11 protein-coding genes are annotated in these 14,463 nt (G+C 73.1%); 6 read left to right on the forward strand and 5 right to left on the reverse strand.

The genetic code is table 11. From position 1 onward, the window contains the following. Positions 1 to 2,455 (reverse strand): endopeptidase La (gene lon, locus ACFVGY_RS09390; RefSeq protein ID WP_385673447.1); only part of this gene is annotated, 2,455 nt, incomplete at its 3' end. Between the two features lie 132 nt (positions 2,456 to 2,587). Here lon and ACFVGY_RS09395 point away from each other — a divergent pair. Continuing rightward, the gene (locus tag ACFVGY_RS09395; protein ID WP_385673450.1) at positions 2,588 to 2,782 is read left to right on the forward strand and encodes a DUF1877 family protein; all 195 of its coding nucleotides are present in this window, start codon (positions 2,588 to 2,590) and stop codon (positions 2,780 to 2,782) included. An 18-nt stretch (positions 2,783 to 2,800) separates the two neighbouring features. Here ACFVGY_RS09395 and ACFVGY_RS09400 read toward each other — a convergent pair whose 3' ends face one another. Beyond that, positions 2,801 to 3,469: a DUF4097 domain-containing protein gene (locus ACFVGY_RS09400; protein WP_385673453.1), complete on the reverse strand. Its 669-nt coding sequence runs from the start codon at positions 3,467 to 3,469 to the stop codon at positions 2,801 to 2,803. 547 nt (positions 3,470 to 4,016) lie between these two features. Continuing rightward, positions 4,017 to 5,459: a hypothetical protein gene (locus ACFVGY_RS09405; protein ID WP_385673455.1), complete on the reverse strand. Its 1,443-nt coding sequence runs from the start codon at positions 5,457 to 5,459 to the stop codon at positions 4,017 to 4,019. 36 nt (positions 5,460 to 5,495) lie between these two features. Between ACFVGY_RS09405 and ACFVGY_RS09410 the strand changes: the two genes are divergently transcribed. The 4 genes from ACFVGY_RS09410 (at position 5,496) to ACFVGY_RS09425 (ending at position 12,403) form a co-directional block, all read left to right on the forward strand. Further along, entirely contained in the window at positions 5,496 to 6,092 is a 597-nt protein-coding gene (locus tag ACFVGY_RS09410) for a hypothetical protein (RefSeq protein WP_385673457.1), read from the forward strand. Positions 6,093 to 6,407: 315 nt separating this feature from the next. Next, entirely contained in the window at positions 6,408 to 7,151 is a 744-nt protein-coding gene (locus tag ACFVGY_RS09415; RefSeq protein WP_179176443.1) for a response regulator transcription factor, read from the forward strand. Between the two features lie 92 nt (positions 7,152 to 7,243). Beyond that, positions 7,244 to 8,272 carry an ATP-binding protein gene (locus tag ACFVGY_RS09420; protein WP_385673978.1) on the forward strand — a complete coding sequence of 343 codons (1,029 nt, stop codon included), beginning with the start codon at positions 7,244 to 7,246 and terminating at the stop codon, positions 8,270 to 8,272. A gap of 258 nt (positions 8,273 to 8,530) precedes the next feature. After that, positions 8,531 to 12,403: a multifunctional oxoglutarate decarboxylase/oxoglutarate dehydrogenase thiamine pyrophosphate-binding subunit/dihydrolipoyllysine-residue succinyltransferase subunit gene (locus tag ACFVGY_RS09425; protein WP_385673460.1), complete on the forward strand. Its 3,873-nt coding sequence runs from the start codon at positions 8,531 to 8,533 to the stop codon at positions 12,401 to 12,403. Positions 12,404 to 12,564: 161 nt separating this feature from the next. Here ACFVGY_RS09425 and ACFVGY_RS09430 read toward each other — a convergent pair whose 3' ends face one another. Then, on the reverse strand, positions 12,565 to 12,804 hold the full coding sequence (locus ACFVGY_RS09430) for a hypothetical protein (RefSeq protein ID WP_385673464.1): 240 nt from the start codon (positions 12,802 to 12,804) through the stop codon (positions 12,565 to 12,567). Between the two features lie 111 nt (positions 12,805 to 12,915). Beyond that, positions 12,916 to 13,263, reverse strand: a complete 348-nt coding sequence (locus ACFVGY_RS09435) for a hypothetical protein (RefSeq protein ID WP_385673467.1) — start codon at positions 13,261 to 13,263, stop codon at positions 12,916 to 12,918. Between the two features lie 158 nt (positions 13,264 to 13,421). Here ACFVGY_RS09435 and ACFVGY_RS09440 point away from each other — a divergent pair, with 158 nt between their 5' ends. Then, positions 13,422 to 14,411 (forward strand): LuxR C-terminal-related transcriptional regulator, encoded by a 990-nt coding sequence (locus ACFVGY_RS09440; RefSeq protein WP_385673470.1) that lies wholly within the window; start codon positions 13,422 to 13,424, stop codon positions 14,409 to 14,411. Positions 14,412 to 14,463 lie beyond the last annotated feature (52 nt).

Raw genomic sequence — 14,463 nt, forward strand, 5'->3', positions numbered from 1 at the left:
ACCACGAACCGCTGCCCGAGGTGGCCGCGCCGCAGGTAGGGGCGCAGGTCCGCCCGCGCCCCGCGGACGTACGGGCGGAGCAGCAGCAGGCCGAGAGCGCCAGCTCCAGCACCTGGCGCACGTCCGTCACCGGGTGCACCTCCAGCCGCTCCAGGACCTCGGTCGGGACGTCGTCCAGGTCGGCTTCGTTCCGCTTCGGGATGATGACGGTGGTCAGGCCGGCCCGGTGCGCCGCGAGCAACTTCTGCTTGACCCCGCCGATCGGCAGCACCCGCCCGGTGAGCGAGACCTCGCCGGTCATCGCCACGTCCGTGCGGACCTGGCGGCCGGAGAGCAGCGAGGCCAGCGCGGTCGTCATCGTGATGCCGGCGCTCGGCCCGTCCTTGGGGACGGCGCCCGCCGGGAAGTGGATGTGCACGCCCCGGTCCTTCAGATCGGCGACCGGCAGCTCCAGCTCCGCGCCGTGCGAGCGCAGGAAGCTCAGCGCGATCTGCGCCGACTCCTTCATCACGTCGCCCAGCTGGCCGGTCAGGGTGAGCCCCGCGGCGCCGGTTTCCGGGTCGGCGAGGGAGGCCTCGACGAAGAGCACGTCGCCGCCCGCGCCGGTCACCGCGAGGCCGGTGGCGACCCCGGGGACGGCCGTGCGCCGCTCGGCCGGGTCCTGCGCGGACTCCGGCACGTGGTGCGGCCGCCCGATGAGCGCCCGCAGGTCGTCGGCGCCGATGCGCAGCGGCAGCTCGCGCTCGCCCAGTTCGTGCTGTGCGGCGACCTTGCGCAGCAGCCGGGCGAGGGAGCGCTCCAGGGTGCGCACGCCCGCCTCGCGGGTGTACTCCCCCGCGAGCTTGCGCAGGGCGTCCTCCTCCAGGACGACCTCGTCGGCGCCGAGGCCGGCGCGCTCCAGCTGGCGCGGCAGCAGGTGGTCGCGGGCGATGACGACCTTCTCGTCCTCCGTGTACCCGTCGAGGCGGACGAGCTCCATCCGGTCGGCGAGCGCCTCGGGGATGGCCTCCAGCACGTTTGCGGTCGCCAGGAAGACGACGTCGCTCAGGTCGAGCTCCACCTCCAGGTAGTGGTCGCGGAAGGTGTGGTTCTGCGCCGGGTCGAGGACCTCCAGCAGGGCGGCGGCGGGGTCCCCGCGGAAGTCGGAGCCGACCTTGTCGATCTCGTCGAGGAGCACGACCGGGTTCATGGACCCGGCCTCCTTGATGGCACGGACGATGCGGCCGGGCAGCGCGCCGACGTACGTGCGCCGGTGGCCGCGGATCTCGGCCTCGTCCCGTACGCCGCCGAGTGCGACGCGGACGAACGTGCGGCCCATCGCGTGCGCGACGGACTCGCCGAGGGAGGTCTTGCCGACGCCGGGCGGGCCGACGAGGGCGAGCACGGCGCCGCCGCGGCGGCCGCCGACGACGCCCATGCCGCGGTCGGAGCGGCGCTTGCGCACGGCGAGGTACTCGGTGATGCGGTCCTTGACGTCGTCCAGCCCGGCGTGTTCGGCGTCGAGGACGGCGCGGGCGCCGGTGATGTCGTAGGTGTCCTCGGTGCGCTCGTTCCAGGGCAGTTCGAGGATCGTGTCGAGCCAGGTGCGGATCCAGGAGCCCTCCGGGGACTGGTCGCTGGACCGCTCCAGCTTGTCGACCTCCTTGAGCGCGGCCTCCCGTACCTTCTCGGGCAGGTCGGCGGCCTCGACGCGGGCCCGGTAGTCGTCGGAGGCCTCGCCCTCCTTCTCCCCGTTCAGCTCGCGCAGCTCCTTGCGGACGGCCTCCAGCTGACGCCGCAGCAGGAACTCGCGCTGCTGCTTGTCGACGCCGTCCTGGACGTCCTTGGCGATGGACTCGGCGACGTCCTGCTCGGCGAGGTGCTCGCGCAGCCAGGTGATGGCGAGCTTGAGACGGGCGACCGGGTCGGCGGTCTCCAGCAGCTCGACCTTCTGGGCCACCGTCAGGAAGGGCGAGTAGCCCGAGTTGTCGGCGAGGGCGGAGACCCCCTCGATCTGCTGGATGCGGTCGACGACCTGCCAGGCGCCGCGCTTCTTGAGCCAGCTGGTGGCGAGGGCCTTGTACTCCTTGACGAGCTCGGCGACCGACCCGGGCAAGGGGTCGGCGAGCCGCTCGTCGACGCTCTCGCCCTCGACCCAGAGCGCGGCGCCGGGGCCGGTGGTCCCGGCCCCGATGCGGACGCGGCCGATGCCGCGGATGAGCGCGCCGGGATCGCCGTCGGAGAGCCTGCCCACCTGCTCGACGGTCCCCAGCACACCGGTGCCGGCGTACTTCCCGTCGACCCGCGGCACGAGCAGCACCCGGGGCTTCCCGCTGCGGACCGCGGCCTGGGCCGCCTCGACGGCGCCGCGCACCTCGGCGTCGGTCAGGTCCAGGGGAACGACCATGCCGGGCAGCACGACCTCGTCGTCGAGCGGCAGCACGGGCAGGGTGAGCTTTACGGACGTCGAAGCCATGATCTTCCCTCCGGCAGTGAAGTTGAGCTATGCCGACTCAATGCATGTGCGCCTCCTGGTGTTCCCCAACTCCCGTTCGCCTCCGGCGAACACGCTTCGCCGTCCCGCTTCGGCGCAGCGGGCCGGCCGGGGATGGCGGCCACACCGCACACGGTGCTCGTCGACGGCGTCACCCCGCAGGACCTGGCGGCGGCCGACGTCTACCCGGTCGTGGTGTGGGAGCGCGGCGAACCGCTGGAGTGGGTGGCCGACCACTACCGGCAGCTGGCGCGGTTCTTCCGGGTCGCCGCCCGCGACGGGGACGCCGTGTTCATGTGGATCTCCTGAGTCCACCGCCGGGGCGCACTACTCCGCGGAGATGCGGACGTCGCCGGAGGACGTGCGGGCCGTGAGGCGGGCGGGAGCGGCCGGGTCCGAGGGCACGGAGACGTCCCGCCGGCCCGAGTCGGTGCTCGCCTCGACCCGGTACGGGGCGGCGGGCAGGCGCAGGGTGACGTCGCCCGAGCTGGTCTCGGCCGACACCGAGCCGGGTCCCTTCGCGAACTCCAGGCGGACGTCGCCCGAGGAGGCGACGGCGTCGGCGCTGGTCCCGGTCAGACCGGTCGCGGTGACCGAGCCCGAGTCGGTGCGGACCCGCAGCGGTCCGGTGACGCCCTCGGCCCGGAGGTCGCCGGACGAGGAAGTCAGGTCGGCGGCCGCCACCCCGGTCACGGTGATGCGGCCGCTGCTGCTGGCCAGCTTCACCGTCGCGGTCGCCGGGACCTCCAGGCGCCAATCGGTGAAGCAGGATCCGGAGCAGCCGCCGGTGAGGACGAGACGGCCCTGCGACAGCTGCCGGCCGGGCACCGGTTCCGCGCCGCCGCGGTAGTGCACGGTGCGGTGGATCCTGACCCCGGGGCCAGTGCCGGGGACCACCTCGACGGAGCCGCGCCGGGTGTCCGGCACCTCCACCGCGGTGACCGCCTCGGAGACCTCGGCGTCGTCCGAAAGGACCGTCAGCCGCTCTTCGAACACGCACGCGGACAGGAGCAGGGCGCCGGCCGAGGCGGCGAGCGCCGCACGGACGGATCAGAAGGGGATGCGGTGGTGGGCCATGCCCCGACTCTGCCGGGGAAGGCCGTCGCGAGCCGATGGGGCCGGTACCCGGATCCACGGTGGGGATAGCCCCCGGCCGCCGGGCCCACGCCGAGCAGCGAGAGCGCGGACGGCCCGACCGCCCGCAGCGTCGGCTCCCCGTCCGGTCCGTGTCCGGCGCACTCCGCTCGGCGTCGCGCGTCCACCGCGAGGGCGTCGGACGGGTACCCGGCGAGCACGGCCCGAGCACGAGGACGCGGGCCGTCACCCCGGAACCGCAGCTGAAGTACGGCCGCACCCGGCCCTCCCGCCAACGCCCGGAAGGCGTCACGGAGTTACCGGCGGCCCCGGTGAACGCGGCTACGCCGGGCATGGTGTGCGGGGCGGGGGCGTCCGTGGTCGGGCGGGGCGGGGGCGTCCGTGGTCGGGCAAAGCGCCGTCGAGGCCGAAGGGGCGGACGCCCGGGATCCTGCCCCGCCCCGCCGCCTCAGGGGCACGCGCCGGGGCGGGCCCAGACCGCGATCCGGGCCCCCCGCACCTCGTCCACCGAGCACAGGTCGAAGTGCGAGACCAGCGTCTGCCGTTTGACGGCCTCCCGCGGGTACCGGTCGAGCGGCTGCCCGGCCGGGTCCATCAGCCCGATCACCCGCGGGGCGCCGTCCACCAGCCGCGCCCGGATCTCCCCCGAGGGTAGCTCGGTGCCCCACAGGCTCGCCGAGGCCGCCGGGGAGCGGTCCAGGGCGAGGTCCCACAGCCCCCGGTACACGGCGGGCGAGGACAGCAGCCACTCGCGCCGCCGCGCCGGCAGGAACAGTACTGCGTCCCCGGGCCGGGCCCGCTCCCGGACCGCGGCGGCGACCGCGAGGGCGTCGTCCTTGCGGCTCTCGGGGGTGCGCAGCCACACCGACCACCACCCGAAGGGCACCAGCACGGCGGCCACCACCAGCCACGGCACCGCCCTGCGCCACCGGCGCACGGCCGCGAGCCGGGCCCCTGCCGCGAGGGCGAGCCCGGCCAGCGCGTAGAGCACGTACCGGTCGACGTACAGGGGGTGCACCAGCGAGACGGCGATCAGCAGCCCGGGCGGCAGCAGCGCGAGCGGCACGGCGACTCGCACCAGCTCCCGCGGCACCGCGCTCCCCCGCGTCAGCAGCCACATCGCGGCCGCCACGGCCCCGTACGCCGCCCAGTCCCGCCAGGAGGGTCGGCCGAGCCAGCCCAGCTGCTGCCCGACCTGCCGGACCCCGAGCCAGGCCAGCGGCAGCAGCAGGACGAGGACGGCGGCCGCGCCGCGCCGCCAGCCGGGCGACCGCCGGGCGGTGACGGCGTGCGCGAGCAGCGCGAGCACGGCGAACTCGTGCAGCCAGCAGCCGAGGAGCAGCACCGCGGCATATGCCGTCCACCGCTCGCACAGCATGAGGTACGTCGCCCACACCACGGCCGCGGCGACGAGGGCGTACGAGCGCCCCTCCTGGGCGTACGTCTGCACCGGCGGCAGCACCGCGAACACGAGGCCGGCGAGCAGCCCGGCCCGCTCCCCCGCCAGCCGGCGGCCGATCGTGGCCACCCCGGCGGCGGCGAGGGCGGTGGCGGCCACGGACGGCAGCCGCAGCACCCACAGCCCGGCGACCGACGGGTCCGGTCCGGCGGCCGCGCCCGTGCCCGGAAGGGCGTCCACGGTCAGGAGCAGGCCGTGGACGAGGAGGTAGTACAGCCCGTGCACGGCGTCCACCTGCCCGAACAGCTCGGCCAGGTCTGCGAGCGGTCGGTGCGCCACCTGCCAGGTCACGGACTCGTCGCGCCACATGCTGCCGCCCCGGCCCAGGCCCCACAGGCCGAGGAGGAGGGCGAGGACCGGCGGCAGCCATCGCCGGGCGGCGGTGCGGATGTCGTCCTCCGGGTGCTTTCCGTACGGGCGGGCGGACTCCATACTCGGGGTCGACCGGAAATCCTGCGGAGGTGGGGTGTGCGCGCGGTTCGAGCGGTGGCGGCGGTGCTGCTGGGGACGGCGGCCCTGGTCGGCTGCGATGCGGGCGGAGCGGGGTCATCCGCGCCCAGCCCCCCGGCCGGCTCGGCGCAGCCGGGCACGGCGGGCACGGCCGGTTCGCCGGCCGCGTCGAACGCCCCGTCCCCGGCCGGGCCGGAGCCCACCGGGCCGGGCGCTCCCGCGACGTCGGGCCCGGCCGCCCCCTCGTCGGCGCCCTCCCCCGGACCGTCCTCGGCGGCCGAGCGCCTGGTCACGGTCACCCGCAGCGGCGGTTTCGCCGGGCGGACGACGAGCGTGCTGGTCAAGGGCGACGGCTCGTGGACCCGGCTGGACGGCAAGGCCCGGCAGATCGGCTCCGGGAAGCTGTCGCCGGAGGGGCTCGCGAAACTGCGCGCCGCGCTCGTGGCGGCGGACTTCCCCCGTCTGCCCCGGGTCGTGATGGACGGCCCGACGATCTACGACGGGTTCACGTACGCCTTCGTGCACGGCGGCTACGAGGTCGCCACCAAGGACGGGTCGATCCCGCCGGGCCTGGCGGAGGTCCTGTCGGCGCTGCCCTCCTTCGAGGCCGGCTGATCCCCCGGATCCCGGCCCTTCGGGCCCGCCGGCCCCGGCCGTGGCCGTCCCCCGGGCGGATGCCGACGGCCTCCGCGACGGGCTCGGGGCGGGCCCCGCGACGGACTCCGGGCGGCCCCCGCGACGGACTCCGGGCGGGCCCCGCGACCGGCTCCGCGACCGGCTCCGGGGCACCCGGCATGGGCGCCCATATCCCCATTCCGACCGCAATCGGAACCAAGGCCTCCGGCCCTTTCGCTGTCCGAACCCCGCATAGCCGCAGGCCGGCGGCTCCTCTACGCTGCACCCCATCACGCGGATCTCCAGGGGCGGGACATGGAACAGACACACACCACCCACACCGGCGGCGCCGCGGCCACCCCCGGCGCTCAGCGGCGCGTGCTCGTGGTCGAGGACGACCGCACCATCGCCGACGCCATCACGGCCCGGCTGCGCGCCGAGGGCTTCCAGGTGCAGGCCGCCCACGACGGGCCGGCGGCCGTGGCGGCGGCCGAGAGCTGGCAGCCCGAGCTGCTGGTGCTCGATGTGATGCTGCCGGGCTTCGACGGCCTGGAGGTGTGCCGCCGGGTCCAGGCCCAGCGGCCGGTGCCGGTGCTGATGCTGACCGCCCGGGACGACGAGACCGACATGCTGGTCGGGCTCGGGGTCGGGGCCGACGACTACATGACCAAGCCGTTCTCGATGCGCGAGCTGGCGGCCCGGGTCCACGTCCTGCTGCGCCGGGTGGAGCGCGCCACGCTGGCCGCGACCGCCCCGCGCGGGGCCACCCTGCGCCTGGGGGACCTGGAGATCGACCATGCGCAGCGCCGGGTCCGGGTGCAGGCGGAGGACGTCCACCTGACGCCGACCGAGTTCGACCTGCTCGTCTGTCTGGCCGGGACACCGCGGGCGGTCCTCTCGCGCGAGCAGCTCCTGGCCGAGGTGTGGGACTGGGCCGACGCCTCCGGCACCCGGACCGTCGACAGCCACATCAAGGCCCTGCGCCGGAAGATCGGGGCCGAGCGGATCCGTACGGTCCACGGGGTCGGGTACGCCCTGGAGACCCCGGCGCAGGCGTGAGCGGCGAACGTCCTGGTAGGGGGCGTGGCGTCAGCCGCTCCAGTGGAGCCGACGCCTACAGCGGGGGGCTCCGCCCGTTCTCGCCGTTCTCGATCAAGACCAAACTGGGCACGCTGGTCGTCGTCTCGGTCTTCATCACCACCGGACTGCTGCTGGTGGCGCTGCGCACGGACACCGAGCTCCGCTTCATCACGGTGTTCTCGGTGATCGCGTCGATGCTGATCACCCAGTTCGTGGCGCACAGCCTGACGGCCCCGCTGGACGACATGACCCGGGTGGCCCGGGCGATCTCCCACGGGGACTTCACCCGCCGGGTCCGCGGGGCCGGCCGCCGCGACGAGCTCGGCGACCTGGCCTCCACGATCAACCTGATGGCGGACGACCTGGAGGCCGTGGACCGGCACCGCCGGGAGCTGGTCGCCAACGTCTCGCACGAGCTGCGCACGCCCATCGCGGCCCTGCGCGCGGTGCTGGAGAACGTGGTCGACGGGGTCTCGGAGGCCGATCCGGAGACCATGCGGACGATGCTGAAGCAGACCGAGCGGCTGGGCCGGCTGGTGGAGACGCTGCTGGACCTGTCGCGGGTGGACAACGGCGTCGTCCCGCTGAAGGCCCGCCGCTTCGAGGTGTGGCCGTACCTGTCCGGGGTGCTCAAGGAGTCCGGCCTGGCCGCCGCGGGCCGGCCGGGGCTGGCCTCGGGCTCCGGCGGGCACACCCGCAACGACGTGCACCTGCACCTGGACGTGTTCCCGTCGGGGCTGACGGCCTACGCGGACGCCGAGCGCCTGCACCAGGTGGTGGCGAACCTGATCGACAACGCGGTCAAGCACAGCCCCGCGCTCGGCCGGGTCACGGTCCGCGCCCGGGCCGGGGAGGCCCCCGGCAGCCTGGCGCTGGAGGTGGTGGACGAGGGCCCCGGCATCCCCGAGGCCGAGCGGCACCGCGTCTTCGAGCGGTTCAACCGGGGCAGCGCGAACGGCGGCGACGGCGGCACCGGGCTGGGCCTGGCGATCGCCCGCTGGGCCGTGGAGCTGCACGGCGGCCGGATCCGCGTGGCTGAATCGTCACGCGGCTGCCGCATCCTCGTCACGCTTCCGGGCAGCCCCTCGGCGTCGCATTGACGTAGGGTTCGACTGGGAAGGACATGATCTCGGCCACACGTGCACGGGATCCGTCAGGGGTGCGAAGCCAGGGGGTCGCAACCCGGGTACCGCATACCCGAACCCCGTTGGTTTCCCGCCATTCAGAGCGGCGAAACCCGCCGTTCGGTGTGACCTACATGACGTAAGTCCGGCCCGGTCTGCATCTCCCCGCCCGGGAGGCGTAGCCTTTATTCCCGCTGTCCATACCTTGTGAAGCGGAAGAGGGCGGTTGCCGCCGTGTCGCCACAGTCCCCGAGTAACCCGAGCACCACGACCGAAGCAGCAGAGGGCGGGAAGACCCCTGCCTCAGGCTTCGGCGCCAATGAGTGGCTCGTCGACGAGATCTACCAGCAGTACCTCCAGGACCCGAATTCGGTCGACCGGGCCTGGTGGGACTTCTTCGCCGACTACAAGCCGGGGGGCACGACCGCTCCCGCCAAGGCCGAGGAGCCGGTGAAGACCCCGACGGACGGCGCCTCCGCACAGGCCGCCGCCGCCGTCACCGAGGCCCCGCAGGTCTCCGACGCCGCCGCCACGGGGGCGGCGGGCGCCGCGCCGACCTCTTCGCCCGTGTCAGCTCCTGCCCCTGCTCCTGCCACTCCCTCTGGTGCCCCTGCTGTGACTGTCACCTCCCAGGCCTCGGCCGCCGCTCCGGCCGCGCCTGCCCCTCAGGCCCAGGCTCCGGCCGCCGCCGCCCCCGTCGCCGCCCCGAAGGCCGCGCCTGCCACCGAGGCCCCTGCGGGCCCCGAGCTGGTGACGCTCCGCGGCCCGGCGGCCGCCGTGGCGAAGAACATGAACGCCTCCCTCGACGTGCCGACGGCCACCTCGGTCCGCGCCGTCCCGGTGAAGCTGCTGTTCGACAACCGCATCGTCATCAACAACCACCTGAAGCGCGCCCGGGGCGGGAAGATCTCCTTCACGCACCTGATCGGCTACGCGATGGTGCAGGCCATCAAGGCCATGCCGTCGATGAACTACTCCTTCGCGGAGAAGGACGGCAAGCCGACCCTGGTCAAGCCGGAGCACGTGAACTTCGGCCTCGCGATCGACCTGGTCAAGCCGAACGGTGACCGCCAGCTCGTCGTCGCCGGCATCAAGAAGGCCGAGACCCTCAACTTCTTCGAGTTCTGGCAGGCCTACGAGGACATCGTCCGCCGCGCCCGCGTCGGCAAGCTGACGATGGACGACTTCACCGGCGTCACGGTCTCCCTGACCAACCCGGGCGGCCTGGGCACCGTCCACTCCGTGCCCCGCCTGATGCCCGGCCAGTCGGTCATCATGGGCGTCGGCTCCATGGACTACCCGGCCGAGTTCCAGGGCACCTCGCAGGACACCCTGAACAAGCTGGGCGTCTCCAAGGTCATGACCCTGACCTCGACCTACGACCACCGGGTCATCCAGGGCGCCGCCTCCGGCGAGTTCCTGCGCATCGTCGCGAACCTCCTCCTCGGCGAGGACGGCTTCTACGACCGCGTCTTCGAGTCGCTGCGGATCCCGTACGAGCCGGTCCGCTGGATGCGCGACATCGACGCCAGCCACGACGACGACGTCACCAAGGCCGCCCGCGTCTTCGAGCTGATCCACTCCTACCGGGTCCGCGGCCACGTCATGGCCGACACCGACCCGCTGGAGTACAAGCAGCGCAAGCACCCCGACCTCGACATCACCGAGCACGGCCTCACCCTGTGGGACCTGGAGCGCGAGTTCGCGGTCGGCGGCTTCGCCGGCAAGTCGATGATGAAGCTCCGCGACATCCTCGGCGTGCTGCGCGACTCGTACTGCCGCACCACCGGCGTCGAGTTCATGCACATCCAGGACCCGAAGCAGCGCCGCTGGATCCAGGACCGCATCGAGCGCCCGCACTCCAAGCCGGAGCGCGAGGAGCAGCTGCGCATCCTGCGCCGCCTGAACGCGGCCGAGGCCTTCGAGACCTTCCTGCAGACGAAGTACGTCGGCCAGAAGCGCTTCTCCCTGGAGGGCGGCGAGTCGGTCATCCCGCTGCTCGACGCGGTCATCGACTCCGCGGCCGAGGCCCGCCTCGAAGAGGTCGTCATCGGCATGGCCCACCGCGGCCGCCTGAACGTCCTCGCGAACATCGTCGGCAAGTCGTACGCGCAGATCTTCCGCGAGTTCGAGGGCAACCTCGACCCGAAGTCGATGCACGGCTCCGGCGACGTGAAGTACCACCTGGGCGCCGAGGGGACCTTCACGGGCCTCGACGGCGAGCAGATCAAGGTCTCGCTCGTCGCGAACCCCTCCCACCTGGAGGCCGTCGACCCGGTCCTGGAGGGTGTCGCCCGCGCCAAGCAGGACATCATCAACAAGGGCGGCACGGACTTCACCGTCCTGCCCGTCGCCCTGCACGGTGACGCGGCCTTCGCCGGCCAGGGTGTCGTCGCCGAGACCCTGAACATGTCGCAGCTGCGCGGCTACCGCACCGGCGGCACCGTCCACGTCGTCATCAACAACCAGGTCGGCTTCACCGCCGCCCCGGAGTCCTCGCGTTCCTCCATGTACGCGACCGACGTGGCCCGCATGATCGAGGCGCCGATCTTCCACGTGAACGGCGACGACCCGGAGGCCGTGGTCCGCGTCGCGCGGCTCGCCTTCGAGTTCCGCCAGGCGTTCAACAAGGACGTGGTCATCGACCTCATCTGCTACCGCCGCCGCGGTCACAACGAGTCGGACAACCCGGCCTTCACGCAGCCGCTGATGTACGACCTGATCGACAAGAAGCGCTCGGTGCGCAAGCTGTACACCGAGTCCCTCATCGGTCGCGGCGACATCACCCTGGAAGAGGCCGAGCAGGCCCTTCAGGACTTCCAGGGCCAGCTGGAGAAGGTCTTCGCGGAGGTCCGCGAGGCCGCCACGCAGCCGGTTGCCGGCACGCCCGCCCCGGTGGAGCAGGCCGAGTTCCCGGTCACCGTGAACACCGCCGTCTCCTTCGAGGTGGTCAAGCGGATCGCCGAGTCCCAGGTCAGCATCCCCGAGGCCCACACGGTCCACCCGCGTCTGCTGCCGCAGCTGCAGCGCCGCGCGGCGATGATCGACGACGGCACCATCGACTGGGGCATGGGCGAGACCCTCGCCTTCGGCTCGCTGCTGATGGAGGGCACCCCGGTCCGGCTGTCCGGCCAGGACTCCCGCCGCGGCACCTTCGGCCAGCGCCACGCGGTGCTGATCGACCGCGAGACCGGCGGCGACTACACCCCGCTGCAGCACCTGACGGAAGACCAGGCCCGCTACAACGTCTACGACTCGCTGCTCTCCGAGTACGCGGCGATGGGCTTCGAGTACGGCTACTCGCTGGCCCGCCCGGACGCGCTCGTGCTGTGGGAGGCCCAGTTCGGCGACTTCGTCAACGGCGCCCAGACCGTCGTCGACGAGTTCATCTCCTCGGCCGAGCAGAAGTGGGGCCAGACCTCCGGCGTCGTCCTGCTCCTGCCGCACGGCTACGAGGGCCAGGGCCCGGACCACAGCTCGGCCCGCCCGGAGCGGTTCCTCCAGCTGTGCGCCCAGAACAACATGACGGTCGCCATGCCGACGCTGCCGTCGAACTACTTCCACCTGCTGCGCTGGCAGGTCCACAACCCGCACCACAAGCCGCTGGTCGTCTTCACCCCGAAGTCGATGCTGCGTCTGAAGGCCGCGGCGTCGAAGGCGGAGGAGTTCACGAGCGGCTCGTTCCGCCCGGTCATCGGCGACTCGACGGTCGACGCGAACGCGGTCCGCAAGGTCGTGTTCTGCGCGGGCAAGGTCTACTACGACCTGGAGGCCGAGCGGGAGAAGCGCGGCATCACCGACACCGCCATCATCCGCATCGAGCGCCTGTACCCGCTGCCGGGTGCGGAGCTCCAGGCCGAGATCGCCAAGTACCCGAACGCGGCGAAGTACATCTGGGCCCAGGAGGAGCCGGCGAACCAGGGTGCCTGGCCGTTCATCGCGCTCAACCTGATCGACCACCTCGACCTGGCGGTCGGCGCGGACATCCCGGCCGGCGAGCGCCTGCGCCGCGTCTCGCGTCCGCACGGCTCGTCCCCGGCCGTGGGTTCCGCCAAGCGGCACCAGGCCGAGCAGCAGCAGCTGCTCAACGAGGTCTTCGAGGCCTAGTCTCCGCTGCGGTCTGACGCAGGAAGGCCCGGCCCCCGTCACGGGGGCCGGGCCTTCGGCGTGTGCCGCCGGGCTTCCGGGAGCGGAATCGCAGCGTGGGGGCCCGCCCGGTTCTCGTACAGCTGCCCTGCAGGTGCAGCTGTGGGGGGCGAGCGGGCCGACTACTGCCAACCGAAGTCGTTCTTGGGGGCGGCGGTCACGGTCTGCCAACCGAAGTCGTTCTTCGGGGCGGCCGTCACGGACTGCCAACCGAAGTCGTTCTTCGGGGCGGCCGTCACGGACTGCCAGCCGAAGTCGTTGGTGCCGAGGTCGACGGCCTGGGCGGTGGAGGAGGCGAGGAACACGGATCCGGCGGCGAGGACGGTGACCGCGGCGGCCTTGGCGATACGGACGGCGTTCATGGCAGGTGACCTTTCGGCAGACGGGGAAGGTGTGGGACGGATCCGGCCCCGCATCCCGCGGTGACGTGGCGCCGGTGTTGCCTGCCGGGCGGTGTTCCCTGCTGGCGAGAACTACTTTCGTCGCAGGCCAGAGGCGGTGGAAGAGCTTTCCGGTGGACCCAAAGGGCCATGTCCCAATGGGGCCAGCAGGGGCACTTCCGCCCTCACCAGCGCCCAGCCGGACATGCCGGTGTGCTCGCGCAGCAGGCGCCGGCAGACCCCGGCCGCCCGCCCCTCGGCCTCGCGCAGGGACGGCGCCATCAGGAACAGCCCCAGCACGGGGTGGGGTTCGGCGTACGGGTGCGCGCTGACGTGTTCGACGCCTTCACCGGCCTGCGCGAGGGCGAGTGCGCGGCGGGCCGCGTCGGCCGGGAGGGTGCTGCCGAGGGGTGCCTGGAACTGGGCGTGAATCAGGTACATGGTTCCGAGACTGGCAATCAGGGACCCCTCGCAACCAGTGCTGTGCCGTGGCCCCTTGGGGCTCTGGACGGAAGAGGCCAACCGTCCCCTCGGCGCTCCACGCCTCGCCGTGATCATGCGATGATCAAGAGTGAGGATCACGCATTGGGGGGATGCGCATGTTGACCCTTCTGGGTCTCGACAGAACGACGGAAGCCGTCTACCGGGCGATGCTGGCCCACCCCGGTGACGGCGTGGCGGGCCTGCGCGCCCGCCTGGACCTGACCGAGGAAGCCGTTCGCTCCGGCCTCGACCAGCTGAGCGAACTGGCCCTGGTCCGGCCCTCGTACGACGAGCCGGGCAGCCTGCGGGCGGTCAGCCCGGACGTGGGCATGGAGATGCTGCTCGCCCGGCAGCAGGCCGAACTCGCCGCCCAGCAGCAGCGGATCGAGGCCTCCCGGGCCGCCGCGGCCCAGCTCATCTCCGAGTACGCGGACCTGCGTCCGGCGGCCTCCGAGCCCGGCGTCGAGCACCTCGTCGGGCTGGACCGGATCCGCGAGCGCCTCACGCTGCTGCACCGCGGCGTCGAGCGCGAGGTCATGGTCTTCGCCCCGGACGGCGAACAGTCACCGGAGAACCTGGAGGCCTCCCGGCCGCTGGACGAGGCCCTGCTCAAGCGGGGGATCCAGATGCGCACGGTCTACCTGGACAGCGTGCGCAACAGTGCGCACACCGTCGCCTACGCGGAATGGCTGGGCGGGCTCGGCCGGCAGGCCCGGACCGCGCCGACCCTGCCGATCAGGATGATCATCACGGACCGGAGCACCGCCGTCATCCCGGTCAACAGCGAGGACACCTCGGCGGGGGCGGTGGTGCTCACCGGGCACGGCACCCTGACCGCTCTCTGCGCGCTGTTCGAGAGCGTGTGGGAGTCGGCGCAGCCGTTCGGCGAGAAGGCGCGCCGGGACGACGGCAGCGGCCTGACGGACACCGAGTCGACCGCCCTGAAGTTGCTGGCGGACGGGTTCACCGACGAGGCCATCGCCAAGCGGCTCGGGGTCTCGCACCGGACGGCCCGCCGCGTCGCGACGGGTCTGATGGAGCGCCTGGGTGCGCGCAGCCGCTTCGAAGCGGGCGTACGCGCGGTCCGGCAGGGCTGGCTGCACTAGCCGGCGGTCCGCCGCGGCGACCGGCCGTGGCGGACCGGCCGCGGCGGGGTCC

The sequence above is a fragment of the Streptomyces sp. NPDC127106 genome, from assembly GCF_042677605.1.
Lineage (GTDB): Bacteria > Actinomycetota > Actinomycetes > Streptomycetales > Streptomycetaceae > Streptomyces.